Raw genomic sequence first — 24732 nt, 5'->3', positions numbered from 1 at the left:
GTACCGCATTACCGTCTCTTTACACACGACGGGCATGGGTCCTACGACCCGCCCCAGGGGAGGACGATCACGGTGAACAGGACCACGTCGTACGCCACCACGACCCCGGCCCTCGCACTGCCCGCACAGCCCGCGGTCCCGGCCCGCGAGGTCCCCTCCGCCCCCGTCGTCCGCGATCTGCGCGACCGTGGCGGCCGCAGCCCGCACGCGCTGCTCTTCGGCCCCCGCGACCTCGTCGTCATCACCGGTCTGCCCGGCAGCGGCAAGTCCACCCTGATGCGGCGCGCGGTGCCGGGCATCCGCATCGACTCCCAGGACACCCGCGACCGCTTCGACGCCCGCATGCCCCGCTTCCTCCCCTACGCCGTCTACCGGCCGCTCGTCCGCTTCGCGCACTACGCCGGGCTGCGCCGCGCCCTGCGCGGCGGCGAGGGCCTCGTCGTGCACGACTGCGGCACCCAGGCCTGGGTGCGCGGCTGGCTGGCCCGCGAGGCCCGCCGGCGCGGCGGCACGCTCCATCTGCTCCTGCTGGACGTCACCCCCGAGCAGGCCCTGGCCGGGCAGCGCGAGCGCGGCCGGGGCGTGTCCAGCTACGCCTTCCGCCGCCACCGGGGCGCGGCCTCGCGGCTGCTGCGCCGGGTGCAGCGCGGCGCCCTGCCCCGCGGCTGCGGATCGGCGGTCCTGCTCGACCGGGACGCGGCGGACGCCCTGCGGCGCATCGGCTTCACCGGCTGACGGCGGGCCGGTGGGGCGGTGGCCCGTACGGGTTAGCCTTTTGAGCCTCAGCAGGTTCCCGGCAGGCGGTAGGCAGCAGATGGACTTCCCGGCGCAGGCGCACCCCCATCCGCACGGCGGTTGGCCCGGCAACGAACTGGAGGAGGTGCTCTCCGCCTCCCTGGGCGTGCCGTCGGCCGGCCCGCGGATCGTCGAGGTGCTGGGCCGCAGCTTCGTGTGGGTGCCCCTGCCCAACGGCGGCGGCCCCGACAGCGGCCCCCTGGACCTGCCCACCCTGGAGATCGAAGGACAGGCCTACGTGCCCGTCTTCAGTTCCGAGGAGCAGTTCCGCCAGGGCGCCGGGCCCGCCATGTCGTACGCCATCGCGCCCGCGGTCGAGTTCGCCCGCGGGCTGCCCCCGCAGGCGGGCATCGCGCTGAACCCCGGCGGTGTGGTCGGTGTCCCGCTGCCGCCCGAGGCGGTCGCCGAGCTGTGCCGGGCCGGCCGCAGCCCGCTGGACGGGCCCGCGAGCGGCGGCCGGGTCCGCCTCTTCGAGCCCGACTGGCAGGACGACCCCGTCGACTTCCTGTCCGCGGCCGCCGCCGAGTTCGAGGCCACCGGCGTCGTCCTCAGCGCCCGCCGCTGCCTCGCCGCGATCGAGACCGCCGACCCGGCGCTGTTCATCGGCGTCGAGCTCTCCCAGTGGGAGGGCGACCTGCGCACGGTACCCATGGACGCCCTGGGCCGGGCACTGGGCAGGGTCCCGGTGCGGTGGCCGGTGAACCTGGTGCTGCTGGACGTGGCCCAGGACCCGGTGGGCGACTGGATGAAGACGAAGGTCCGCCCGTTCTTCCAGCGGTAGCGGACCGCGCCTGCCTGAGGGGCGCGGGGCTGTATCGATGTGCGGCTGCCGCCGCGTGAGCGCGAGCGACCACGACGAAGCCGGCACCCGGCGGACGTCGGAACAACCCCCGAGCCCCCTCCGATCCTCCCCCCGGACGACATAACCTGGTTTCATTACCCAGTCGAAGAAAGAAGGGGCGTAACACAGTGAGCGCGAGCGGCACCGCCGCGACCGGCACGGTCGAGCACACGCTGCGCCAGGTCTCCCCGGGGCGTTACGACGCCTACGAGGCGCTCCTGCGTGCCCTCGCGACGCCCACCTCCGGCCAGATCTGGATGCTGCTGTGGCACGGCCAGGCCGGCTCCCCCGACGCCCAGTACGGCACGATGGAGGTCGACGGCCACGCCTACGCGCCCTGTGTGACCTCCGCGCAGGAACTCGCCGCCAGCGGCTGGAACCGCAGCTACGAGGTGGCCGACGGCATCGACGTCGCCCGCACGCTCTACCCCGACCACTACGGCCTCTGGCTCAACCCGCACGCCCCCGGCGGCGGCGTCGGCATCCCGTGGCTCGACCTGCGCCGGATCGCGACGGGCCTGGACCGCCAGCCGGCCGGCCCGCTGCGGTTGGCCGAACCCGGCATCGAGATCCCGCAGTTCTACGCCCTCCTCGCGCAGAACGCCCACCGCACCCCCGCCGTGCGCACCCTGCGTCGCGCCTGGGTGCAGCCCTCGCTCGGGGCACCGTACCTGGCCATCGGCCTGGACGTGTACGACACCTCGCCGCAGGCCGTGGACTCCGTACGCGCGATGATGCACCAGTCCATCGGCGCCGTACCGGACGGCCTGCCGGTGTCGACGGTGGCGATGTCCGACGAGTACTGCCCGGTCGCGATGTGGATGCGGTCCAACGCCCGCCCCTTCTACGACCGCGAGGCGCACGCCGCTCCCGCGCCGGCCGCGGGCTACGGCTACCCGCCGGTTCAGGGCGCGTACTGAGCCGTCTCATCCCTCAGTCCTCCCGGATCCGCAGAGATCCTTCTGCGCGCGTAGATACCGTCGGTATCGCCCCATCTGTCCCAGACGCCACAAGTTGTCCTCGTCCGGCCGCCGTTACCCGCTGTCCGGATAACGGATTCCCCAGGACAGCATCACGTTTACGCATCCATTCACCGCCAAGTCTGGCAACAGATCGCCAAAGCGTTGAAGACTCCCGCACCAGGGGTGTTCGCCCGGGTGTTCGCCCCAGTACGACGGACTGACAACGCCGCTACAGCGGCAAGTGCGGGCCGGCTACCGCCGGTTGAGAGGGGTCCCTGCCAGATGACGGCACCATTGCACGAGCCGACCGCGGAAGCGGCCCCGAGCGCGGTCGAGGAAGCCGCGGCAGTCAGCGGTGACGCGAAGGCCGTACAGGGCCGCTCCCTGGGCCGGATCGCCTGGGAGCGCCTCAAGCGCGACAAGCTCGCTCTGGCGGGCGGCGCCCTCGTGCTGCTGCTCGTCCTGGTCGCCGTGTTCGCCCCGCTGATCACCGACCTCGTCGGCCAGGACCCCGAGTCCCACCACGAGGACCTCATCGACCCGCTGTTCGGCACGCCCAAGGGCTCCCTGGGCGGCATCAGCGGCGATCACCTGCTGGGCGTCGAACCGGTCAGCGGCCGCGACATCTTCGCGCGCATCGTCTACGGCGCGCGGATCTCGCTGCTCGTCGGCTTCCTGTCCGCCGTCGTCGCCGTCGCCATCGGCACCGTCCTCGGCATCCTCGCCGGCTTCTTCGGCGGCTGGGTCGACTCCGTGATCAGCCGTGTGATGGACGGTCTGCTGGCCTTCCCGCAGCTGCTCTTCATCATCGCGCTGGTCTCCGTCATGCCGAGCGAGATGCTGGGCCTGGAGGGCACGAACGTCCGCCTGTTCGTGATGATCCTGGTCATCGGCTTCTTCGGGTGGCCCTACATCGGACGCGTGGTGCGCGGTCAGACCCTCTCCCTGCGCGAGCGGGAGTACGTCGAGGCCGCCCGATCGCTGGGCGCCGGGCGCTTCTACATCCTGTTCAAGGAACTGCTGCCCAACCTGGTCGCCCCGATCGTCGTCTACACGACGATGATGATCCCCACCAACATCCTCACCGAAGCGGCACTCAGCTTCCTGGGCGTCGGCGTCAAGCCGCCCACGGCCTCGTGGGGGCAGATGCTCTCGAACGCGATCGACTACTACGAGTCGGACCCCATGTACATGGTCGTCCCGGGTGTAGCGATCTTCATCACGGTTCTTGCCTTCAACCTCTTCGGCGACGGCGTGCGCGACGCGCTCGACCCGAAGGGCTCCCGCTGAACTGCCGTACCCCAAGCGACCCGTGGCACACCACACGGGATCTCTCATCACAACCGGAGGATCCGAGATCGTGACTACCCAACGCACCTCAGGGCGGCGCAAGCAGGCCATGGCCGCTGCCGCGGTGGTCGCCGCGCTGCTGACCACGGCGGCGTGCGGCGGCGGCGACGGCGACGGCGACAACGGCTCGAAGACCGGCGCGGCCGGCTTCGACGCCGCCAACAACAAGGTCGCCCAGGCCTCGCTGGCCAAGAAGGGCGGCACGCTGAAGTTCGCCGGTGCCCAGGACGCCGACTCGTGGGACACCACCCGCGGCTACTACGGCTTCATGTGGAACTTCGCGCGCTACTACAGCCGCCAGCTCGTCACGAACAAGACCGAGCCGGGCAAGGCGGGCGCCGAGCTCACCCCGGACCTCGCCACGGGCCTCGCGAAGGTCACGGACGACGGCAAGACCTACACGTACACCCTGCGTGACGGCGTCACCTGGGAGGACGGCAAGCCGATCACGTCCAAGGACGTCAAGTACGGCATCGAGCGCGTCTGGGCCCAGGACGTCCTGGCCGGCGGCCCGACGTACCTGAAGGAGGTGCTCGACCCCAAGGGCGAGTACCAGGGTCCGTACAAGGACAAGTCCGCCGACAAGCTCGGCCTGAAGGCGATCGAGACGCCGGACGACAAGACCATCGTCTTCAAGCTCCCGAAGGCCAACTCGGACTTCGAGGAGATGCTGGCGCTGATCTCCGCCTCCCCGGTCCGCCAGGACAAGGACACCAAGTCCAAGTACGGCCTGCGTCCCTTCTCCTCCGGCCCGTACAAGTTCGAGTCGTACGACCCGGGCAAGTCGCTGAAGCTGGTCCGCAACGAGAACTGGAAGCAGGCATCCGACCCGGTCCGCAAGGCGTACCCGGACGCGATCACGCTCAACATCTTCTCCAACGCCAACGACATGGACCAGCGCCTGATCGCGGGCGACTACGACCTGGACATCAACCAGACCGGCATGTCCCCGCAGGGCCGCACCACCGCCCTGAAGGAGCACAAGGCCAACCTGGACAACCCGGTCTCCGGCTACATCCGCTACGCGGTCTTCCCGCAGAGCGTGAAGCCGTTCGACAACGAGAACTGCCGCAAGGCCGTGATCCTCGGCGCCGACCACGTGTCGCTGCAGAACGCCCGTGGCGGCCCCATCGCCGGCGGTGACATCGGCACCAACATGCTGCCGCCGTCCATCCCGGGCTCCGAGGGCCAGTCCTACGACCCGTTCGAGCTGGCCGGCAAGAACAAGAGCGGCAACGTGGCCGAGGCCAAGAAGCTGCTCAAGGCCTGCGGCAAGCCGAACGGCTTCAAGACCACCATCGCCGTGCGCAACAACAAGCCGGTCGAGGTGGCCACCGCCGAGTCCCTCCAGGCGTCGCTGAAGAAGATCGGCGTCCAGGCCGACATCGAGCAGTTCGACGGCTCGCAGACCTCCGGCATCATCGGCAGCCCCTCGAACGTGAAGAAGAAGGGCTTCGGCATCATCATCATGGGCTGGGGTCCGGACTTCCCGTCCGTGCAGGGCTTCGGTCTGCCGCTGTGGCACAGCAAGTACATCCTCGAGTCGGGCAACAACAACTACGCCCTGATCAAGGACAAGGCCATCGACGGGCTGTTCGACGACTACGTCAACACCCTCGACGACGCCGAGAAGGCCAAGATCTCCACGCAGATCAACCACAAGGTCATGGAAGGCGGCTACTACCTGCCCTTCGTCTTCGAGAAGTTCATCAACTGGCGCGGCAGCCGGCTGGCGAACGTCTACACCACGGACGGCTACAGCGGCATGTACGACTTCGTCAACCTCGGCCTGAAGTCCGCGAAGTAACCGGCACACCCGCCGCACGGCACGAAAGGCAGGTGAAGGCCGGCGAGGCGTGAGCCGCGGGCCACCGGAAGACCTCCGGTGGTCCGCGGCCCGCCGCGGGCCGAGAGCTGTGCTCACTTACCTCATCAGGCGGTTGTTCGCCGCCGCAGTGATGCTCGTGGTCATCATCATGGTGGTCTTCGGCATCTTCTTCCTCGTCCCGAAGTGGGCGGGCGTCGACATCGCCACGAGCTTCGTGGGCAAGCAGGCCGACCCTGCGGCCGTCGAGGCCGTGCGGTCCAAGCTGGGCCTGAGCGACCCGATCTACGCCCAGGTCTGGGAGTTCTTCAAGGGCATCTTCGTCGGCCGCACCTACTCGGGCGGCGGGGACGTCACCGAGTGCGCCGCGCCCTGCTTCGGCTACTCCTTCCGCAGCGAGCAGGCCATCTGGCCGGTGCTCACCGACCGCCTCCCGGTGACCCTGGGGCTGGCGCTCGGCGCGGCCGTGCTGTGGCTGCTGCTCGGTGTCTCGGCCGGTGTGCTCTCCGCCCTCAAGCGGGGCAGCCTGTGGGACCGCGGCGCGATGATCGTCGCCCTCGGCGGCGTCTCGCTGCCGATCTACTTCACCGCCATGCTCTCGCTGGCGATCTTCGACTACGGACTCGGCTGGGTGGACGGCGAGTACGTCCCGCTGGAGGAGAGCTTCGGCGGCTGGTTCCAGAGCATGCTGCTGCCCTGGGTCACGCTCGCCTTCCTCTACGCCGCGATGTACGCCCGGATCACCCGCGCCACCATGCTGGAGATCATGGGTGAGGACTACATCCGCACCGCGCGCGCCAAGGGTCTCACCGAGAAGGTCGTCATCGGCAAGCACGCGATGCGCTCCACGATGACGCCGATCCTGACCATGCTCGGTATGGACCTCGGTGCCCTCATCGGCGGCGCGATCCTCACCGAGACCGCGTTCAGCCTGCCCGGCCTCGGCCAGGCCGTGCTCAACGGCATCCGGACCCAGGACCTGCCCATCATCCTGGGCGTCACCCTGATCACCTCCCTCGCGGTGCTCATCGCCAACCTCGTGGTGGACGTCCTGTACGCCGTGATCGACCCCCGAGTGAGGCTCGCATGACCGAACTCAGCAAGACCGGTGCCGCCGTCGGCGAGCCCACCACCGGTGAAGCGCCCTCCGCCTTCCTCGAAGTGCGGGACCTGAAGGTGCACTTCCCGACCGACGACGGCCTGGTCAAGTCCGTCGACGGGCTCAGCTTCTCGCTGGAGAAGGGCAAGACCCTCGGCATCGTCGGCGAGTCGGGTTCCGGCAAGTCGGTCACCAGCCTCGGCATCATGGGCCTGCACACGGCCGGCCAGTACGGCAAGCGCAAGGCGCAGATCTCCGGCGAGATCTGGCTGAACGGCACCGAGCTGCTGTCGGCCGATCCCGACAAGGTCCGCAGGATGCGCGGCCGCGAGATGGCGATGATCTTCCAGGATCCGCTGTCCGCGCTGCACCCGTACTACACGATCGGCCAGCAGATCGTGGAGGCGTACCGGATCCACCACGACGTCGACAAGAAGACCGCGCGGCGCCGCGCGGTCGAGATGCTCGACCGGGTCGGCATCCCGCAGCCCGACAAGCGCGTCGACAACTACCCGCACGAGTTCTCCGGCGGTATGCGCCAGCGCGCGATGATCGCGATGTCGCTGGTCAACAACCCGGAGCTGCTCATCGCGGACGAGCCGACCACCGCCCTGGACGTCACCGTCCAGGCGCAGATCCTGGACCTGATCCGCGATCTGCAGACGGAGTTCGGCTCGGCGGTCATCATCATCACCCACGACCTGGGCGTCGTCGCCGAACTGGCCGACGACCTCCTGGTGATGTACGGCGGCCGGTGCGTCGAGCGGGGTCCGGCGGAGAAGGTGTTCTACGAGCCCCGCCACCCCTACACGTGGGGTCTGCTCGGCTCGATGCCGCGCCTGGACCGCGACCAGCAGGAGCGGCTGATCCCGGTCAAGGGCTCCCCGCCTTCCCTCATCAACGTCCCGTCCGGCTGCGCCTTCAACCCGCGCTGCCCGTACGCGGATCTGCCGAAGGACAACGTCACCCGCACGGTCCGGCCCGAGCTGACCGAGGTCGGCAGCAAGCACTGGGCCGCCTGCCACATGACGCAGGAGCAGCGGGAGCGTATCTGGACCGAAGAGATTGCGCCGAAGCTGTGAGTGACGAGAAAGCGGTGACGACCGCCGCCAAGAGCGAGAGCACCCCCGCCGAGCGCGAGGTGCTGCTGAAGGTCACCGGCCTGCAGAAGCACTTCCCGATCAAGAAGGGCCTGCTCAAGCGGCAGGTCGGCGCGGTGCACGCGGTCGACGGCATCGACTTCGAGGTCCGCTCCGGCGAGACCCTGGGCGTCGTCGGCGAGTCCGGCTGCGGCAAGTCCACCATGGGCCGGCTGATCACCCGCCTCCTCGAACCGACCGGCGGCAGGGTCGAGTTCGAGGGCAAGGACATCACGCATCTCGGGGTGGCGGGCATGCGTCCGCTGCGCCGCGACGTGCAGATGATCTTCCAGGACCCGTACTCCTCGCTGAACCCGCGCCACACCATCGGCACGATCGTCGGCGCCCCCTTCAGGCTCCAGGGCGTCGAGCCCGAGGGCGGCATCAAGAAGGAGGTCCAGCGGCTGCTGTCGGTGGTCGGGCTCAACCCCGAGCACTACAACCGCTACCCGCACGAGTTCTCCGGCGGCCAGCGCCAGCGCATCGGCATCGCCCGCGCGCTCGCGCTGAACCCGAAGCTCGTGGTGGCCGACGAGCCGGTCTCGGCCCTGGACGTGTCGATCCAGGCGCAGGTCGTGAACCTGCTGGACGACCTCCAGCAGGAACTGGGCCTGACGTACGTGATCATCGCGCACGACCTCTCGGTCGTCCGGCACGTCTCGGACCGGATCGCGGTGATGTACCTCGGCAAGATCGTGGAGCTGGCCGACCGCGACCTGCTCTACAAGGCGCCGATGCACCCGTACACCAAGGCGCTGATGTCGGCGGTGCCGATCCCGGACCCGAGGCGCAAGGCCGCCAAGAGCGAGCGGATCCTGCTCAAGGGCGACGTGCCCTCGCCGATCTCGCCGCCGAGCGGCTGCCGCTTCCACACCCGGTGCTGGAAGGCCACGGAGATCTGCAAGACCACCGAGCCGCCGCTGATCGAGCTGCGCCCCGGCCAGCAGGTCGCCTGCCACCACCCGGAGAACTTCGAGGACCAGCAGCCGGGGGACACCAAGCTGCTGCGGTCCGCCGAGGCTGCGGCCGAGGACGTCCCCGAAGCCGAGGTCGCCAAAGAGAAGTGACCCCTGAGTGAGCCCCCGCCTTGCAATGTAAGGCGGGGGCTCGCTCATAGGTAAGAATTAGGGGTGCTTGAGCAACTCTTCAGCCCGTCCGTCCAGCACACGCTCGATCTGGTCGGCATCTTCGTCTTCGCCATCTCCGGCGCCCTGCTGGCCGTGCGCAAGAACTTCGACGTGTTCGGCATCGCCGTCCTCGCCGAGGTCACGGCGCTCGGCGGCGGGCTCTTCCGGGACCTGGTCATCGGCGCGGTGCCGCCGGCGGCCTTCACGGACCTCGGCTACTTCCTGACGCCGCTGCTGGCCGCCCTCCTGGTCTTCTTCCTGCACCCCGAGGTGGAGCGCATCCAGTTCGGTGTGAACGTCTTCGACGCGGCGGGCCTCGGCCTGTTCGCGGTCGCGGGCACGACGAAGGCGTACGAGTACGGCCTGAACCTCACCGCGTCCGCGGCCCTGGGCCTCGCGACCGCGGTCGGCGGCGGTGTGCTCCGCGACGTCCTCGCCAACGAGGTCCCCTCCCTGCTGCGCTGGGACCGCGACCTGTACGCCGTGCCGGCGATGGTCGGCGCGGGCATGGTGGTCCTGTGCATCCGCTTCGACGTGCTGACGACGTTCACCTCGGGTCTCGCCGTCGTCACGTCCTTCGTGCTGCGGCTGCTGGCGATGCACTACCACTGGCGGGCGCCGCGGGCCTGGAACCGGCGGTCCACGGTGACCGAGGAAACCGAAAAAGCTACCGCTTAGTAGTTTCTTGTTGTACGGTACCGCCATGGCTCAGGCATCCCAGGCGATCATCGGCGACAGCGAGTTCGACCGAGACACCGCGCTCACCCGCCGCTCCGAGGGCGTCTACGACATCGACCTCTCCGCGGGCTGGACCATCATCAGCGCCGTGAACGGCGGCTACCTCCTGGCGGTACTGGGCCGCGCCCTCGCCGACGCCCTGCCGCACCCGCACCCGTTCACCGTCTCCGCGCACTACCTGACGGCCTCCCAGCCCGGCCCGGCGGTCGTCCGCACGGACGTCGTCCGCGCCGGCCGCACGCTGTCCACCGGCCAGGCCTCGCTCTTCCAGTACGACGAGCAGGGCACGGAGGTCGAGCGCATCCGCGTCCTCGCCTCCTACGGCGACCTGGACTCCCTGCCGGACGACGTCCGCACCACGGCCGTGCCGCCCGCGATTCCGCCCATGGACCAGTGCTTCGGCCCCGAGGACGGCCCCGCCCCGGTCGACGGCAGCTCCGCCATCGCCGACCGCCTGATGCTCAAGCTCGACCCGGCCACCCTCGGCTGGGCCCTCGGTCAGCCCTCCGGCAGGGGCGAGATGCGCGCCTGGTTCGGCCTCGCCGACGGCCGCGACATGGACCCCCTGTCCCTCCTCCTGGCCGTGGACGCCCTCCCGCCCACCGCGTTCGAGCTGGGCGTCAAGGGCTGGGTCCCGACCGTCGAACTGACCGTCCACGTACGGTGCCGCCCGGCCCCGGGTCCTGTGCGGGTCTCCATCACGACCCGCAACCTCGCGGGCGGCTTCCTCGAGGAGGACGCGGAGATCTGGGACAGCCGGGACCGGCTGGTGGCCCAGTCCCGCCAGCTGGCACGGGTCCGGCTGGGCTGAGCCCCCGCCCCGGGGCGCCGGGCGGCCGGCTTCAGTCCGCCCAGTGGGCCCGCCCCACACTGATCAGCCGCATCTGCCGTTCCGCGACCCGGGCGACGCGCCGCCGCTGCTCCTCCGAGGCCCCGGTCTCCTGTGCCTCCAGGAACGAGGACGCGGTGATCAGCATCTGGTCGACGTAGAGCCCGGCGAGCATCGACAGGTCGTCCTCGCTCCAGCCCGCCGAGACCGGGTCCTTGGCCAGCTCGGCCTTCACCTCCTCGCCGAACCGCGCGAGTTGGCTCCGTATGGCCTCCCGCACCGGCCGCACCCCGCCGTGCCGCTCGCGGGCGACGAACCTCACGTGCGCGGGGTGGGCGTCCACATGCCCGGCGATCAACTCGACGGCACGGGCGATGCGTTCGTCGGCGTCCCCGGTCGTGGACACCGTCGCCCGCACGGTGGCGTGCAGGCTTCCCAGTGCCTCCTCGACCAGCGCGACGCCCAGATCCGCCGTGGAGCGGAAGTGGCGGTAGAACGCGGTCGGCGCGACTCCGACGGCGCGGGTGACCTCACGCAGGCCCAGGCTGCTCAGGCTCTGGTGCTCCAGCAGCTCCAGGGCCGCGTCCAGAAGGGCCTGACGGGTCTTCTGCTTCTGGGCCTGCCGGACGCCGAGGGTGTGACTCATACCATGCAGTTAACAACTGTTCTCCGGAATTGGGAAGTCGTCACGTGCGTTAGACTCGAAAGTCAGTGAACAAGTGTAACCACAAACGTTCACCGAAACTTCGGGGCCGAACCCCGAGGCGATCCGGAGGGGGATTCCATCCCATGCTGTTTCTCGTCGCCGCACTTCTGCTCCTCGGTGTGGTCCTGGGCGCCGTCGCCCACGCACCGCTCTCCTTCAGCCTGGTCGCGGCCGCCGTCATCGCCGTCTGGCTCGGCGTCTTCGCCCTGCGCGAGCGGCACGGCCGCCGCCACCACACAACCATCCGCTGACCATCGGGAGCCGATCGTCATGCAGCTGACCGCTCCGGCCAACGGCCGGACCTCCACCGCCCGCGACGCCGACGGCATGGCCGTCGCGTCCTTCGTCCTCGGACTGCTGGGCCTGCTCGTCTTCAACCTCTTCCTCGGCCCGACCGCGATCGTCCTTGCGGGTGTCGCGCTGTGGCGCGGGACCGGGCGGCGCGGCCGCGCCTTCCTCGGCCTCGGCCTCGGCATCGCCGACCTCGTGGTGCTGGCCGTGTTCATGCAGGCCGACAACGCCGTCTCGTGGAGCTTCTGAGCCACGGGCTGCGGGGTGCCTGGGCCGGGGGCTCGTGAGCAGTTGGGATACGGGCTGCGGGGTGCCTGGGCCGGGGGCTCTTGGGTGGCCGGCTCGGGGCTTCGGGCTGTCCGAGCCGGGCTTCGAGAGCAGATGGGCCCCGGACCTCGGAGTGCCTGTGAGTGGTGGGCCGGGGCGTCGGGCTGCCTGAGTCGCGGGCTCTTGAGTGATGGGGCCGGGGACAACAAGGTGCCCGAGCCGCGGCTCCCGAGCGGTTGAGCCCGCGGCGGTGGGGCTTTCGCGCCGGGGCCGCCGAGTCGGTTTCCGGCCTCGCTCCGCGGGCACCGCACGCCGCCCCGCCGTGAACGCCCCGTAGAATCGGCGGCACCATGGCATACCTCGACCACGCCGCGACGACGCCGATGCTTCCGGAGGCGGCAGAGGCCCTGACCGCCCACCTGGGCGTCACCGGAAACGCCTCGTCCCTCCACGCCTCGGGCCGCCGGGCTCGCCGCACGGTCGAGGAAGCCCGCGAGACCCTCGGCGAGGCGCTCGGCGCCCGCCCCAGCGAGGTCGTGTTCACCTCGGGCGGCACCGAGGCCGACAACCTCGCGGTCAAGGGCCTGTACTGGGCCCGCCGCGACGCCGACCCGGCCCGCACCCGGGTCCTCGCCAGCCCCGTCGAGCACCACGCCGTGCTCGACGCCGTGCACTGGCTCGGCGAACACGAGGGCGCCACGGTCGAGTACCTCCCCGTCGACGCCCACGGCCGCGTCCACCCCGACGCGCTGCGCGAGGCCGTCGCACGCAACCCCGACGACGTCGCCCTCGCCACCGTCATGTGGGCCAACAACGAGATCGGCACCGTCATGCCGGTCCGCGAACTGGCGGAGGTCGCGGGGGAGTTCGGGGTCCCGCTGCACGCCGACGCGGTCCAGGCGTTCGGTCAGATTCCGGTCGACTTCGCCGCCTCGGGACTCGCCGCCATGACCGTGTCCGGACACAAGATCGGCGGGCCGTACGGCATCGGCGCGCTGATCCTCGGCCGGGAGTACAGCCCCGTGCCCGTCCTGCACGGTGGCGGCCAGGAGCGGCACGTGCGCTCCGGCACCCTCGACGTGCCCGCCATCGCCTCCTTCGCCGTGGCCGGACGGCTCGCCGCCGAGCAGCGCGAGTGGTTCGCCCGCGAGATCGGCGCCCTGCGCGACGACCTCGTCACCGCGGTCCGCGCGGCCGTGCCCGACGTGATCCTCGGCGGCGACCCGGCGCCCGAGGGCCGGCTGCCCGCCAACGCCCACTTCACCTTCCCCGGCTGCGAGGGCGACTCCCTGCTGCTGCTGCTCGACGCCCAGGGCATCGAGTGCTCCACCGGCTCGGCCTGCACCGCGGGTGTCGCCCAGCCCAGCCATGTCCTGCTCGCCACCGGCACCGACCCGGACCTGGCCCGCGGCACCCTGCGCTTCTCCCTCGGCCACACCTCCACCGAGGCCGACGTCCAGGCCGTCGCCAAGGCCATCGGGCCGGCGGTGGAGCGGGCCCGCGCGGCGGGGCTGACCTGAGCCGGAGGCCGAGCCGCCGGGCGGAGGCGCCCGAGCCCCGGGCCGAGCCCGCTGGGCGCACGTGCCCGGGTCCGGCGCCGAGCCGCTACGCGGACGTGGGTGCCGTACGGGGTGCGGGAGGGGCCGTACGGGCTCTGCGTACGAGCTTCAGATAGCGGTCCCAGTCCCAGTGCGGCCCCGGGTCGGTGTGGTCCGTGCCCGGCACCTCCACATGGCCGATGATGTGCTCGCGGTCGACGGGGATGTCGTAGCGCGCGCATATCCGGGCCGTCAGACGTGCCGAGGCCGCGTACATCGCGTCCGTGAAGTCCTGGGGGCGGTCGACGAAACCGGCGTGCTCGATGCCCACGCTGCGTTCGTTGTACTCCCGGTTGCCCGCGTGGTACGCCACGTCCAGCTCGCGGATCATCTGGGTGATCCGGCCGTCCTGGCCGACGATGTAGTGCGCCGCCGCCCCGTGCCCCGGGTCCTGGAACACCTTCACCGCGCTCGCGAAGCTGCCCTGGGTGACATGGATGACCACCAGGTCGATGCCGTAGTCGTCGGGCCGGTCCGCCCAGCGGAAGTTGGCGTCGGACGCCGCCGTCCAGCGGGCACCGGCGAAGTCGACCTCGCCCTCCTTGCGCGGCTTGTCCACCCCCGGCGCCCGCCACCACAGTCTGCGCAGGTCGTCGCGGGCGAGCACGGCGACGCCCGCCGCGGCCGCCATACCGCCGACGATCAGGGCGCGCCGCCTGACCTGCCGGTCCGTGTCCCCCGTAGTCCGCTCCATGTGATCTCCAACGGATACTCGGGGGCTGCGGTTCCCACGCCCCCTTACCCTGGAAGGGTTATGACTGACACCCCGCAGCGCTCCCGCCCCCTCCGCGTCCTCGCCGCCATGTCCGGCGGTGTGGACTCCGCCGTCGCCGCCGCCCGCGCGGCCGAGGCGGGCCACGACGTGACCGGCGTCCACCTCGCCCTCTCCGCGAACCCGCAGTCCTTCCGCACGGGCGCGCGGGGCTGCTGCACCATCGAGGACTCCCGCGACGCCCGCCGCGCCGCGGACGTCATCGGCATCCCGTTCTACGTCTGGGACCTCGCCGACCGTTTCCGCGAGGACGTCGTCGAGGACTTCGTCGCCGAGTACGAGGCCGGCCGCACGCCCAACCCGTGCCTGCGCTGCAACGAGAAGATCAAGTTCGCGGCGCTGCTGGACAAGGCGCTCGCGCTGGGCTTCGACGCGGTCTGCACCGGCCACTACGCCAAGGTGATCGTCCGTGAGGACGGCACGCGCGAGCTGCACCGCGCCGCCGACATGGCCAAGGACCAGTCGTACGTCCTCGGCGTGCTGGACGACAAGCAGCTCGCCCACGCGATGTTCCCCCTCGGCGACACCGTGACGACCAAGGACGAGATCCGCGCGGAGGCCGAGCGCAGGGGGCTGGCCGTGGCCAAGAAGCCGGACTCGCACGACATCTGCTTCATCGCCGACGGCGACACCCAGGGCTTCCTGGCGAAGCGGCTCGGCAAGGCCGAGGGCGACATCGTCGACGAGTCGGGCACCAAGCTCGGCACCCACGAGGGCGCCTACGGCTTCACCATCGGCCAGCGCAAGGGCCTGCGCATCGGCACCCCGGCCGCCGACGGCAAGCCGCGCTACGTCCTCGACATCTCCCCGGTGAACAACACGGTGACGGTCGGCCCTGCCGCCTCCCTGGACGTCAGCGCGCTCACGGCGGTCAAGCCCCGCTGGTGCGGCGCCGCCCCGACCGGCCCCGGCACCTACACCGCCCAGCTGCGCGCCCACGGCGGGGAGACCGAGGTGACGGCCGAGCTCGTCGACGGCGAGCTGCGCGTGTCCTTCACCGAGCCGGTCCGCGGCGTCGCGCCCGGCCAGGCGATCGTCCTGTACGACGGCACGCGCGTGGTGGGCTCGGCGACGATCGCGTCGACCACGCGCGCGGCGGCGCTGTCGCACTCCTGATCTAAAGTGCCTGCACCGGGCGGAAGATCGTCCGTCCGGTGCTCACAGGCAGACAACAGGGGTGGGACATGACTCTGCGGAAACAGCGCAGACTCCCGCGCGCGGCGACCGTGCTCACGGCCGCCGGTACGGCGCTCGCCGGCACACTGCTCATGGCGCCCGGCGCGCACGCGGCCGACAGCGACATCACGTTCTCGAACGTGGTGATCAACAAGGGCAAGCCGATCGTTCTCGGCACGGGCGCCGAGATCGAGGTGCCGATGACCTACACGCTGAAGACCAGGGTCAGGCTGGACAGCTGGCAGGTGTCGCCGTACAGGGGCACCTACGGCCAGAACTCGTATCACCTGGCCATCGGAACGATCCGGTGGAATTGCAGCCAGTCCAGCGCGGGCGGCTACACCTTCTACGACTGCGACGAGTCGCTCCAGGTCGACCCCGACATGCTCCCGGGCGGCCGGAAGCTCGTCAACAGCGACGCCACCGTCTGGAAGACCGCCGGCCTCGGGATCAAGGTCGGCGGCGGCTACGACGACGACCTGCTCTCCTACACCACCCGCCTCAAGCGCGCCTCGGTCATCGAGGGCGCCGACGCGACCCCCGAGCCGGTCACCAAGGGCGGTCCGATCACCGTCAAGGGCACCCTGAAGCGCGCCAACTGGAACACGCACCGCTACGACCTCTACGGCGGGCAGAAGGTCGTCCTCCAGTTCAAGGCGGCGGGCGCCACCGCGTACAGCTACGTCAGGACGGTCACGACCTCGTCCACGGGCGCCCTGAGGACGACCGTCACCGCCACGAAGGACGGCACCTGGCGCTGGTACTACGGCGGGAACTCCGTCACGGGCGCCAAGGCCACCACCGGCGACTACGTGGACGTGCGGTAGCGCCGCCTTCCCGTCCGGCGGCGCAGAGGGCACCCCGTACGGTGGTCCCCATGAACATCTGCGTCTTCCTCTCCGCCGCCGACCTCGACGACCGCTACACCCGCCCCGCCCGTGAGTTCGCGGAGCTGATGGGCAAGGGCGGGCACACGCTGGTCTGGGGCGGCTCGGACGTCGGCCTGATGAAGGTCGTCGCGGACGGCGTGCAGGCGGCGGGCGGCCGGCTGGTCGGCGTCTCGGTGGACTTCCTGTCCGCGAAGGCCCGTCCGGGCGCCGACGAGATGGTGATCGCCCACGACCTCGCCGAGCGCAAGAGGCTGCTCCTGCAGAAGGCCGACGCCGTGGTGATCATGGTGGGCGGTACGGGCACCCTCGACGAGGCGACCGAGATCCTGGAGCTGAAGAAGCACGGCCACACCGACATGCCGGTCGTGCTGCTCAACACCGCGGGCTTCTACGACGGCCTCAAGGAGCAGTTCCGCCGCATGGAGGACGAGGGTTTCCTGCCCCGCCCGCTGACCGACCTGGTGTTCTTCGCCGAGGAGCCGGTGGGCGCGCTGGCCTACCTCGAGGAGAGTCAGGGCGTGCAGTAGTGCGAGCATGGCGGGCATGGCTACACATGTGATCACCGGGGCCGGTTCCGGCATCGGCGCGGCCGTCGCCCGCCGTCTGCACGCGCGCGGGGACGACCTCGTGCTGCACGCGCGTGACGCGGGCCGCGCCAAGGAGCTGGCCGCCGAGTTCCCCGGCGCGAAGACCCTCGTCGGCGACCTCGCGGACCCCGACAAGCTCAGCTGGGCCTTCTCCCACCAGGCCCTCCCGGACCGCGTCGACACCCTGCTGCACATCGCGGGCGTCGTCGACCTCGGCCCGGTCGGCGAACTGACCCCGAAGTCCTGGCGCCACCAGCTCAACGTCAACCTGATCTCCCCGGCCGAGCTGACCCGCCACTTCCTGCCCCAACTGCGCGCCTCCCGCGGCCACGTGGTCTTCGTCAACTCCGGCGCCGGCCTCGCCGCCCACGCCGACTGGTCCGCGTACGCCGCCTCCAAGCACGGCCTGAAGGCCCTCGCCGACTCCCTGCGCCACGAGGAGCACGGCAACGGCGTCCGCGTCACCTCCGTCTACCCCGGCCGCACCGCCAGCCCCATGCAGGCCAAGGTCCACCAGCAGGAGGGCAAGGACTACGACGCGTCGAAGTGGATCGACCCCGAGTCCGTCGCGACGACCATCCTGACGGCGATCGACCTGCCGAGGGACGCGGAGATCAACGACGTGACGGTCCGGCCGGGACGCTGACCGCTGTCGGTCCTGAACGAGCCTCGCCCTCGATCACCGGGCTCAGGTCGCGCTTCTCGACCGACCGAGGCGGGGGAGCCTCCTGGCGGGGGCGCCGAGGCGGAGCCCCTGCGGAGGGGACGGGCAAGGGTGCCGGGGGCGACGCGACCGGGCGGGCTCCCCGGTACGTAGGCTTCCTGGCGTGAACGAACACTTCAGCTTCGCCCCCGCCACCGGCGTCGGCTCCATGCCCGGCGGCGACGCCCGGGAGGCCGCCAAGACGGTCGTCGGCTCCTTCGAGGACTTCCCGTACCTCGCGGAACTCCCCGCGCGCGGCCCCGGCGCGGACATGATCGGGCGCACGGCCGGGATGCTCGTCGAGCTGTACGCGCGCGTGGAGCCCAGCGGCTGGCGTCTCGGCGACCGGCCCGGCCGTGACACCAAGCGGGCCCGCTCCTGGCTGCGCGAGGACCTGGACGCGCTGGAGGAGTTCACCCAGGACTACTCGGGCCCGCTGAAGGTGCAGGCGGTCGGCCCCTGGACCCTCGCGGCGAGCCTGGAGCTGCGCAACGGCGAGGCCGCGCTGTCCGACCCCGGCGCCTGCCGCGACCTCGCGGCGTCCCTGGCCGAGGGCCTGCGCCAGCACCTCGCCGAGGTGCAGCGCCGCATCCCCGGCGCCCAGCTCGTCCTCCAGCTCGACGAGCCGTCCCTGACCGCCGTACTGCGCGGGCAGGTGAAGACCGCCAGCGGCTACCGCACGCACCGCGCCGTCGACCGGCAGGTCGTCGAGGCCGCCCTGCGGGACGTCCTCGGGGTGCACGAGGCGGCCCGCACCGTGGTCCACTCGTGCGCGCCGGACGTGCCGTTCGCCCTGCTGCGCCGGGCGGGCGCGGCCGCGATCTCGTTCGACTTCTCGCTCCTCACCGAGCGTGACGACGATGTGATCGGGGAAACCGTGGAGGCGGGCACCCGCCTCTTCACCGGTGTCGTGCCGGGCACGGACGGCCGATTGTCAGACCCTGCCGGTAGCGTCATGGGTGTCAGGACGCTGTGGCGCAGGCTGGGGCTGCGACCGGGTCTTCTCCCGGAGGCGGTCACGGTCACCCCGGCATGCGGACTCGCGGGCGCGTCTCCCGAGTACGCCCGCCGGGCCCTCGCCCACTGCGCCCGGGCGGCGAGATCCCTCGCGGACAACCCTGAGTAACGGGAGGACGACACGGTGGCCGGCGACAGGCAAGCGGAGACGACGGTGCCCGCACAAGCGCGGGAGCAGCACGCGAAGCTCGCTGAGCAGATCGAGGAGCACCGCTTCCGGTACTACGTGAAGGACGCTCCCGTCATCAGCGACGCGGAGTTCGACAAGCTCCTGCGCTCCCTGGAGGCGCTGGAGGAGGAGTATCCGGAGCTGCGGACACCGGACTCGCCGACGCAGAAGGTGGCCGGGGCCTACGAGACGGAGTTCAGGGCCGTCCAGCACGCCCAGCGCATGCTGTCCCTGGACAACGCCTTCGACGACCTGGAGCTGGCCGCCTGGGCCGAGCGCGTCCACAAGGACGTCGGCACCTCGGCGTATCACTTCCTGTGCGAGCTGAAGGTCGACGGCCTGGCCGTCAACCTCACGTACGAGCACGGCCGCCTCACTCGCGCGGCCACCCGTGGCGACGGCCGCACCGGCGAGGACATCACACCCAACGTCCGTACGATCGCCGAGATCCCCGACCGCCTCCAGGGCGACAGCGTCCCGGACCTCGTGGAGATCCGCGGCGAGGTCTACTTCCCGATGGAGAAGTTCGAGGAGCTCAACGCCCGCCTTGTGGAGGCCGGCGACAAGCCCTTCGCCAACCCCCGCAACGCGGCTGCCGGTTCTCTGCGCCAGAAGGACCCGCGCGTCACCGCCTCCCGCCCGCTGCACATGGTCGTCCACGGCATCGGCGCCCTGGAGGGCTACGACGGCATGACCCGCCTCTCCGAGGCGTACGACCTGCTCAAGTCCTGGGGCCTGCCCACCTCCACGCACAACAAGGTGGTCGACGACCTCGACGGCGTACGGCAGTTCATCGCGTACTACGGCGAGAACCGCCACTCCGTGGAGCACGAGATCGACGGCGTGGTCGTCAAGCTCGACGAGATCCGCCTCCAGGGCCGCCTGGGCTCCACGGCCCGCGCCCCGCGCTGGGCGATCGCGTACAAGTACGCGCCGGAGGAGGTCAACACCAAGCTGGTCAACATCCGCGTGGGCGTGGGCCGTACGGGCCGGGTCACGCCGTACGCGCAGGTCGAGCCGGTGACGGTGGCGGGCTCGGAGGTCGAGTTCGCGACGCTGCACAACCAGGACGTGGTCAAGGCCAAGGGTGTGCTGATCGGCGACACCGTGGTGCTGCGCAAGGCCGGTGACGTCATCCCGGAGATCCTCGGCCCGGTCGTCGACCTGCGCGACGGCACCGAGCGGGAGTTCGTGATGCCGAGCGAGTGCCCCGAGTGCGGGACGCCGCTGCGGCCCATGAAGGAGGGCGACGTCGACCTGCGCTGCCCGAACGCCCGCACCTGCCCGGCCCAGTTGCGCGAGCGCCTGTTCTACCTCGCGAGCCGCAAGGCGCTGGACATCGAGCACTTCGGCTATGTGGCGGCGGCCGCGCTCACCAAGCCCCTGGAGCCGTCCGACCCGCCGCTGAAGGACGAGGGCGATCTGTTCGACCTGACGGTCGAGCAGTTGCTGCCCATCAAGGCGTACGTCCTCGACCAGGACAGCGGGCTGCCCAAGCGGGACCCGAAGACCGGCGAGGAGAAGATCGTCACGGTCTTCGCCAACCAGCAGGGCGAGGCCAAGAAGAACGCGCTTGCGATGCTGGAGAACATCGCCGCAGCGAAGGAGCGCCCGCTGGCCCGGCTGCTGACCGGACTGTCCATCCGGCATGTCGGTCCGGTCGCCGCGGAGGCCCTCGCGCGCGAGTTCCGGTCGATCGACCGCATCCAGCAGGCCAGTGAGGAGGAGCTCACCGCCGTCGACGGAGTGGGTGGCATCGTCGCCAGGGCCCTCAAGGAGTGGTTCGCCGAGGACTGGCACCAGGAGATCCTGCGCAAGTGGAAGGCCGCCGGCGTGCGGATGGAGGAGGAGGGCTCCGGCGAGGACGAGGGGCCGCGCCCGCTGGAGGGCCTCACCGTCGTCGTCACCGGCACCCTGGAGCGCTTCACCCGCGACGCAGCCAAGGACGCCCTGCAGAGCAGGGGTGCGAAGGTGACCGGTTCGGTGTCGAAGAAGACCTCGTTCGTCGTTGTGGGTGACAACCCCGGATCGAAGTACGACAAGGCGATGCAGCTGAAGGTTCCCGTCCTCGACGAGGACGGATTCGACGTCCTGCTCGGACAAGGGCCGGAAGCCGCCGCGGAAGTCGCACTTCCGACCGAGGAGTAGCGGTTGAAGGCCACCCGATCGGCGCATATCAGATGCATACGGGTGGCCCGGGCGCATTCGGGCAACCGTCGGCGACCGCTGCCCGAGGAAGCCTTACGCGGCCTACTGTTGAGATATGCACCTGCCGTGCCCAGCTGCGGTCGGGGCATCGCCCTGCTCCAGGAGAGCAGGGGGAAAGGGATTTCCGACGCGGTGCCGTTGAGGGATGTCGGGCATCGGGCCGCGTGGCGTGGGCACCGCCGGCTGTGAGAGGGACGGGAATGGAACCGACCGAGAGCGCCGCCCCGCACTCACGGCTGCGCCGGCTGGCCGGCGCCTTGCGCGGGGGCCGGGCGGCCCCCCGGCGCGCCGGTACGCGCGATCACGCAACGGACCGGGCCCGCACCGGCCCCCTCGGCACCGTGCCGATCGGCACCGCCCCGCTCACCGCCGGGCAGACCCACGGACTGCCCGGCACCACCGAGGCCGACCGGCACGCGAGCTGGCCCCCGCTGCCCGCCGCGGTCGTCGCGGCCGCGGGGTTCGTCCTGGGCGCCGGGTTCTACGGGGCCTTCACCGGCGGCCACGCCCTCTTCCCGTCCGGCACACCCGGCTGGTCACTGGCCGTGCTGGCCGGCCTGATCGTCGGCCACCTGGTCATGCTCGGCAGGGCCCGCTGGTGGGGCGGCACCGGCTCGGGCGCCGCCCTCACCCTCGCCGTGCTGCTGCTGTACGGCTGGGTGCCCGCCGGGATGGTCAGCCTCACCGTCGTCGTACTGGTCGGCATAGCCCGGCGCCACCGCTGGCGGCAGGGCGTGCTGCACGGCTCGGTGGACGTCCTCGGCATCGGCGCGGGCGCCCTGGTGCTGGCCGGCTTCGGCCGGGTGCCGTCCGTGGAGAACCCCTGGTACCCGGACACCTGGACGCTCTACACCGCCCCCCAGGTGGTGCTGGCCGCCGGGGCGTACCTCGCGGTCTCCCGCGCCCTCCTGTGGTACCTGCACGCGCCCCGCTCAGGAGGGCTGCCCACCGTCGCCCGCACCGCCCTGGTCAGACAGGGCCTGGTGGCGGTCGCGCTGCTCGGGATAGCCCCGCTGGTGTGCGTCGTCGCCATGGCCGAGCCGATCCTGCTGCCGCTGTTCGCGATCCCGCTCGTCGCCCTCGACTCCACCCTCTGGATAGCCCGCGCCCGCGCCGAGGAGCAGCTGCGCGACCCGCTGACCGGGCTGCCCAACCGGCAGTGGCTCCTGGAGCGCATCTGGACCGCCCTGGACGACGCCGAGCGCATCGGCGCCCGCGCCGCCCTGATGCTGATCGACCTCGACCGTTTCCGCTCGGTCAACGACACGCTCGGTCATCTCGCCGGTGACCGGCTGCTGCTGCAGACCGCCGACCGGCTGCGGCTGGCCCTGCCGCGCGGCGCAGAGGTGGCGCGGCTCGGCGGCGACGAGTTCGCCGTGTTACTGCCGGTCGCCGACTCCACCACGTCCGCGACCCGTATCGCCCGCGGCATCGTCGCCGCACTGAGCTCCCCGCTCGACCTCGACGGGCTCACACTCGTCCTGGAGGCCAGCGCCGGAGTCGCCGTCTTCCCCGACCACGCCCTGGACGCGGAGGGCCTGCTGCGCCGCGCCGACGTGGCGATGTACCAGGCCAAGCGGGACCGCACCGGCGTCGAGGTGTACGAGTCCAAGCGCGACTCCAACACCCCCGACCGCCTCGGACTGCTCGCCGACCTGCGCCGCGCGCTGGACGCGCACGAGGTGCAGCTGCACTACCAGCCCAAAGTCCGCTTCGACGGCCAGGTGGCCGGCCTCGAGGCCCTGGTCCGCTGGGTGCACCCCGAGCGGGGCAAGGTGCCGCCGGACGAGTTCATAGCGATCGCCGAGTCCTCCGGGCTGATGCCGCACCTCACCGAGTACGTCCTGGAGACCGCGCTCGGCCAGGTCGCCAAGTGGCGCGCCCAGGGCCTGTTCGTGCCCGTCGCGGTCAACGTCTCCCCGCGCGACGTCCACACCCCCGGCTTCGCCGGCTCCGTCGCCGCCCGGCTGGCCCGGCACGGCGTCCCGGCCGGGGCGCTCCAGCTGGAGATCACCGAGCACGTCCTCCTGGAGGACCCGCAGCGCGCCGCCGACACCCTCGCCGGGCTCACCGGCCACGGCGTGAAGATGTCCCTGGACGACTTCGGCACCGGCTACTCCTCGCTCGTGCACCTGCGCCGCCTGCCGGTCAGCGAGCTGAAGATCGACCGTTCCTTCGTGGCCCGTCTCGCCGTCGACAACGAGGACGCCGAGATCGTCCGCTGCACCGTGGACCTCGCCCATTCCCTCGGCCTCCTGGTCGTCGCCGAGGGCGTCGAGGACGACGAGACCTGGGAGCGCCTGCGCGACCTGCGCTGCGACGCCGTACAGGGCTGGCTGGTCGCCGCCGCGATGCCGCCCGAGGAGACCACGGCCTGGCTCCGCGCCCGCGGCGCGCGCGGCTGGCAGCGGCCGAAGGCGGCCCTCCCGGCGGCGGAGTGACCGTTGTCCCCGACATCGGTCGGGGTCCAGTTCCAGGGCCGAGTCAGGGGCCGGGCGGAATCGAAGCCCGCACGGTGATCGTTGTCCTGATGAACGCAACGGGCGCGCACCGCGCCGCACATCATCAGGGGGTTGGGGCATGTCGCTCTTCGTGCCGACGTTCGACGACACGGTGCTGGTCCGGGACGCCGACGCCGAGACGGTCGGCGAGGACCCCGTCGCCGTGAAGCTGCTGGCCGACAGCAGTGCCTCCGGCGGGGCGCTGTCCACCGTGCGGGTCACGCTGGGCGAGGGCGCCGACGGCGCCAGGCCGCATCTGCACCGCAACTCCGCGGAGATGTTCTTCCTGCTGGACGGCGAGGCCGAGCTGCTCTCCGGGGAGGACGTGATCACCGCCGAGCGCGGTGACCTGGTGATCGTCCCGCCGGGCCGGCCGCACGCTTTCGCCGCGCCGCCCGGCAGCACCGCCGACCTGCTCATCGTCATCACGCCCGGTGTGGAGCGCTTCGACTACTTCCGCCACCTGCAGCGCATACGCCTCGGCGAGGCCGGCCCGGAGAGCCTGCTGGAGGTGCAGGAGCTGTACGACAACCACTTCCTGCGCAGCCCCGCCTGGGAAGGCCGCCGCTGAACCGGCCCGCCCCGGGCGAAACCGTTTAACGGCCTCGGGCCCCCGCCCCCTAGGATTGGGGCCAGTCGTCACATTCCCGTCTGCCGCGCGACGCCTGGCACGCACGCTCGCCGCGTTGCCGAATCGGCCACATGGCTCCCGCCACGAGGCCGCTCCGGCGCCTTGCGATCGCACGCACGGACGCCGCGCGACCCGCCCTTCGGGGCGGACGACGGGGATGCGACGACCGACCCCGGCCCCCCAACCACACAACTCACCCCAGAGGATCGCTGCATGCCTGGCATCACGCGCGAGGAGGTCGCCCACCTCGCCCGGCTGGCGCGTCTGGAGCTGAAGCCCGAAGAGCTTGATCACTTCGCCGGCCAGCTGGACGACATCATCGGCGCGGTCGCCCGCGTCAGCGAGGTCGCCGACCAAGACGTACCGCCGACCTCGCACCCGCTCCCGCTGACGAACGTCATGCGCAAGGACGAGGTGCGTCCGTCGCTCACCCCCGAGCAGGCGCTCTCCGGCGCCCCGGCCCAGGAGCAGCAGCGTTTCAAGGTGCCGCAGATCCTGGGGGAGGACTGAT

At 71.2% G+C, this 24732-nt stretch carries 24 protein-coding genes; 22 read left to right on the top strand and 2 right to left on the bottom strand.

The window, feature by feature from the left end; genetic code table 11:
- Positions 1 to 66 precede the first annotated feature (66 nt).
- The 10 genes from ACIGXJ_RS31405 (at position 67) to ACIGXJ_RS31360 (ending at position 10687) form a co-directional block, all read left to right on the top strand.
- A complete protein-coding gene (locus tag ACIGXJ_RS31405) occupies positions 67 to 735 on the top strand; it encodes an AAA family ATPase (protein ID WP_399652626.1) in 669 nt (222 codons plus the stop codon).
- A 79-nt stretch (positions 736 to 814) separates the two neighbouring features.
- Complete coding sequence (locus ACIGXJ_RS31400) at positions 815 to 1576, top strand: enhanced serine sensitivity protein SseB (protein ID WP_399652521.1); 762 nt, start codon at positions 815 to 817, stop codon at positions 1574 to 1576.
- Positions 1577 to 1764: 188 nt separating this feature from the next.
- Positions 1765 to 2556 carry an enhanced serine sensitivity protein SseB C-terminal domain-containing protein gene (locus ACIGXJ_RS31395; RefSeq protein WP_399652518.1) on the top strand — a complete coding sequence of 264 codons (792 nt, stop codon included), beginning with the start codon at positions 1765 to 1767 and terminating at the stop codon, positions 2554 to 2556.
- A 324-nt stretch (positions 2557 to 2880) separates the two neighbouring features.
- Positions 2881 to 3888 (top strand): ABC transporter permease, encoded by a 1008-nt coding sequence (locus ACIGXJ_RS31390; RefSeq protein WP_399652516.1) that lies wholly within the window; start codon positions 2881 to 2883, stop codon positions 3886 to 3888.
- A gap of 70 nt (positions 3889 to 3958) precedes the next feature.
- Entirely contained in the window at positions 3959 to 5755 is a 1797-nt protein-coding gene (locus tag ACIGXJ_RS31385) for an ABC transporter substrate-binding protein (RefSeq protein ID WP_399652513.1), read from the top strand.
- A 109-nt stretch (positions 5756 to 5864) separates the two neighbouring features.
- The gene (locus ACIGXJ_RS31380; RefSeq protein WP_399652510.1) at positions 5865 to 6863 is read left to right on the top strand and encodes an ABC transporter permease; all 999 of its coding nucleotides are present in this window, start codon (positions 5865 to 5867) and stop codon (positions 6861 to 6863) included.
- Positions 6860 to 7954 carry an ABC transporter ATP-binding protein gene (locus tag ACIGXJ_RS31375; RefSeq protein WP_399652508.1) on the top strand — a complete coding sequence of 365 codons (1095 nt, stop codon included), beginning with the start codon at positions 6860 to 6862 and terminating at the stop codon, positions 7952 to 7954. The genes ACIGXJ_RS31380 and ACIGXJ_RS31375 overlap by 4 nt, the downstream gene beginning before the upstream one ends.
- Positions 7951 to 9078, top strand: a complete 1128-nt coding sequence (locus ACIGXJ_RS31370) for an ABC transporter ATP-binding protein (RefSeq protein ID WP_399652506.1) — start codon at positions 7951 to 7953, stop codon at positions 9076 to 9078. The genes ACIGXJ_RS31375 and ACIGXJ_RS31370 overlap by 4 nt, the downstream gene beginning before the upstream one ends.
- A 63-nt stretch (positions 9079 to 9141) precedes the next feature.
- On the top strand, positions 9142 to 9816 hold the full coding sequence (locus ACIGXJ_RS31365; protein ID WP_399652503.1) for a trimeric intracellular cation channel family protein: 675 nt from the start codon (positions 9142 to 9144) through the stop codon (positions 9814 to 9816).
- A gap of 25 nt (positions 9817 to 9841) precedes the next feature.
- Positions 9842 to 10687, top strand: coding sequence for a thioesterase family protein (locus tag ACIGXJ_RS31360; protein ID WP_399652501.1), 846 nt, complete (start codon positions 9842 to 9844; stop codon positions 10685 to 10687).
- Between the two features lie 31 nt (positions 10688 to 10718).
- On the opposite strand, the gene ACIGXJ_RS31355 is transcribed toward ACIGXJ_RS31360, so the two are convergent.
- A complete protein-coding gene (locus tag ACIGXJ_RS31355) occupies positions 10719 to 11351 on the bottom strand; it encodes a TetR family transcriptional regulator (protein WP_399652499.1) in 633 nt (210 codons plus the stop codon).
- 143 nt (positions 11352 to 11494) lie between these two features.
- Between ACIGXJ_RS31355 and ACIGXJ_RS31350 the strand changes: the two genes are divergently transcribed.
- The 3 genes from ACIGXJ_RS31350 to ACIGXJ_RS31340 all read left to right on the top strand — a co-directional run bounded on the left by ACIGXJ_RS31350 (position 11495) and on the right by ACIGXJ_RS31340 (position 13489).
- Positions 11495 to 11662, top strand: coding sequence for a hypothetical protein (locus tag ACIGXJ_RS31350; RefSeq protein WP_399652496.1), 168 nt, complete (start codon positions 11495 to 11497; stop codon positions 11660 to 11662).
- Between the two features lie 19 nt (positions 11663 to 11681).
- Positions 11682 to 11951, top strand: a complete 270-nt coding sequence (locus ACIGXJ_RS31345) for a DUF4190 domain-containing protein (protein ID WP_399652493.1) — start codon at positions 11682 to 11684, stop codon at positions 11949 to 11951.
- A 368-nt stretch (positions 11952 to 12319) separates the two neighbouring features.
- Positions 12320 to 13489 carry a cysteine desulfurase family protein gene (locus ACIGXJ_RS31340; RefSeq protein WP_399652491.1) on the top strand — a complete coding sequence of 390 codons (1170 nt, stop codon included), beginning with the start codon at positions 12320 to 12322 and terminating at the stop codon, positions 13487 to 13489.
- A gap of 85 nt (positions 13490 to 13574) precedes the next feature.
- Here the strand turns inward: ACIGXJ_RS31340 and ACIGXJ_RS31335 are convergent, their stop codons facing one another.
- Positions 13575 to 14261 carry an N-acetylmuramoyl-L-alanine amidase gene (locus ACIGXJ_RS31335; protein WP_399652488.1) on the bottom strand — a complete coding sequence of 229 codons (687 nt, stop codon included), beginning with the start codon at positions 14259 to 14261 and terminating at the stop codon, positions 13575 to 13577.
- A 60-nt stretch (positions 14262 to 14321) separates the two neighbouring features.
- On the opposite strand from ACIGXJ_RS31335, the gene mnmA reads away from it, so the two are divergent.
- From mnmA to gatC, 9 genes are all read left to right on the top strand, one after another.
- Positions 14322 to 15455 carry a tRNA 2-thiouridine(34) synthase MnmA gene (gene mnmA, locus ACIGXJ_RS31330; RefSeq protein WP_399652486.1) on the top strand — a complete coding sequence of 378 codons (1134 nt, stop codon included), beginning with the start codon at positions 14322 to 14324 and terminating at the stop codon, positions 15453 to 15455.
- Positions 15456 to 15523: 68 nt separating this feature from the next.
- Positions 15524 to 16342 (top strand): hypothetical protein, encoded by an 819-nt coding sequence (locus tag ACIGXJ_RS31325; protein ID WP_399652483.1) that lies wholly within the window; start codon positions 15524 to 15526, stop codon positions 16340 to 16342.
- A 50-nt stretch (positions 16343 to 16392) separates the two neighbouring features.
- Positions 16393 to 16932, top strand: a complete 540-nt coding sequence (locus ACIGXJ_RS31320; RefSeq protein WP_399652481.1) for a TIGR00730 family Rossman fold protein — start codon at positions 16393 to 16395, stop codon at positions 16930 to 16932.
- 7 nt (positions 16933 to 16939) lie between these two features.
- Positions 16940 to 17638, top strand: a complete 699-nt coding sequence (locus ACIGXJ_RS31315) for an SDR family oxidoreductase (RefSeq protein WP_399652478.1) — start codon at positions 16940 to 16942, stop codon at positions 17636 to 17638.
- Between the two features lie 181 nt (positions 17639 to 17819).
- Entirely contained in the window at positions 17820 to 18821 is a 1002-nt protein-coding gene (locus ACIGXJ_RS31310; RefSeq protein ID WP_399652475.1) for a methionine synthase, read from the top strand.
- Positions 18822 to 18836: 15 nt separating this feature from the next.
- Positions 18837 to 21029, top strand: coding sequence for an NAD-dependent DNA ligase LigA (ligA, locus tag ACIGXJ_RS31305; RefSeq protein ID WP_399652473.1), 2193 nt, complete (start codon positions 18837 to 18839; stop codon positions 21027 to 21029).
- Between the two features lie 260 nt (positions 21030 to 21289).
- Positions 21290 to 23530 (top strand): putative bifunctional diguanylate cyclase/phosphodiesterase, encoded by a 2241-nt coding sequence (locus tag ACIGXJ_RS31300; protein WP_399652471.1) that lies wholly within the window; start codon positions 21290 to 21292, stop codon positions 23528 to 23530.
- 139 nt (positions 23531 to 23669) lie between these two features.
- Entirely contained in the window at positions 23670 to 24161 is a 492-nt protein-coding gene (locus ACIGXJ_RS31295) for a cupin domain-containing protein (protein WP_399652468.1), read from the top strand.
- A 273-nt stretch (positions 24162 to 24434) separates the two neighbouring features.
- A complete protein-coding gene (gene gatC / locus ACIGXJ_RS31290; RefSeq protein ID WP_016432511.1) occupies positions 24435 to 24731 on the top strand; it encodes an Asp-tRNA(Asn)/Glu-tRNA(Gln) amidotransferase subunit GatC in 297 nt (98 codons plus the stop codon).
- The last annotated feature ends 1 nt before the right edge of the window (position 24732 follow it).

The organism is Streptomyces sp. NPDC053367, from assembly GCF_044545925.1.
Classification (GTDB): Bacteria; Actinomycetota; Actinomycetes; order Streptomycetales; family Streptomycetaceae; genus Streptomyces.
The sequence above is the reverse complement of the archived record's forward strand: the minus strand, read 5'-3'. Positions and strand labels throughout refer to the sequence as shown.

What these genes read in the sequence shown, in the direction of transcription:
- ACIGXJ_RS31350 (WP_399652496.1), top strand. Translation starts at nt 11,495, where the DNA reads ATGCTGTTTCTCGTCGCCGCACTTCTGCTCCTCGGTGTGGTCCTGGGC.
- ACIGXJ_RS31375 (WP_399652508.1), top strand. Translation starts at nt 6,860, where the DNA reads ATGACCGAACTCAGCAAGACCGGTGCCGCCGTCGGCGAGCCCACCACC.
- ACIGXJ_RS31390 (WP_399652516.1), top strand. Translation starts at nt 2,881, where the DNA reads ATGACGGCACCATTGCACGAGCCGACCGCGGAAGCGGCCCCGAGCGCG.
- ACIGXJ_RS31335 (WP_399652488.1), bottom strand. Translation starts at nt 14,261, where the DNA reads ATGGAGCGGACTACGGGGGACACGGACCGGCAGGTCAGGCGGCGCGCC.
- ACIGXJ_RS31360 (WP_399652501.1), top strand. Translation starts at nt 9,842, where the DNA reads ATGGCTCAGGCATCCCAGGCGATCATCGGCGACAGCGAGTTCGACCGA.
- ACIGXJ_RS31315 (WP_399652478.1), top strand. Translation starts at nt 16,940, where the DNA reads ATGGCGGGCATGGCTACACATGTGATCACCGGGGCCGGTTCCGGCATC.
- ACIGXJ_RS31355 (WP_399652499.1), bottom strand. Translation starts at nt 11,351, where the DNA reads ATGAGTCACACCCTCGGCGTCCGGCAGGCCCAGAAGCAGAAGACCCGT.
- ACIGXJ_RS31345 (WP_399652493.1), top strand. Translation starts at nt 11,682, where the DNA reads ATGCAGCTGACCGCTCCGGCCAACGGCCGGACCTCCACCGCCCGCGAC.
- ACIGXJ_RS31400 (WP_399652521.1), top strand. Translation starts at nt 815, where the DNA reads ATGGACTTCCCGGCGCAGGCGCACCCCCATCCGCACGGCGGTTGGCCC.
- mnmA (WP_399652486.1), top strand. Translation starts at nt 14,322, where the DNA reads ATGACTGACACCCCGCAGCGCTCCCGCCCCCTCCGCGTCCTCGCCGCC.
- ACIGXJ_RS31300 (WP_399652471.1), top strand. Translation starts at nt 21,290, where the DNA reads ATGGAACCGACCGAGAGCGCCGCCCCGCACTCACGGCTGCGCCGGCTG.
- ACIGXJ_RS31295 (WP_399652468.1), top strand. Translation starts at nt 23,670, where the DNA reads ATGTCGCTCTTCGTGCCGACGTTCGACGACACGGTGCTGGTCCGGGAC.
- ACIGXJ_RS31340 (WP_399652491.1), top strand. Translation starts at nt 12,320, where the DNA reads ATGGCATACCTCGACCACGCCGCGACGACGCCGATGCTTCCGGAGGCG.
- ACIGXJ_RS31325 (WP_399652483.1), top strand. Translation starts at nt 15,524, where the DNA reads ATGACTCTGCGGAAACAGCGCAGACTCCCGCGCGCGGCGACCGTGCTC.
- gatC (WP_016432511.1), top strand. Translation starts at nt 24,435, where the DNA reads ATGCCTGGCATCACGCGCGAGGAGGTCGCCCACCTCGCCCGGCTGGCG.
- ACIGXJ_RS31320 (WP_399652481.1), top strand. Translation starts at nt 16,393, where the DNA reads ATGAACATCTGCGTCTTCCTCTCCGCCGCCGACCTCGACGACCGCTAC.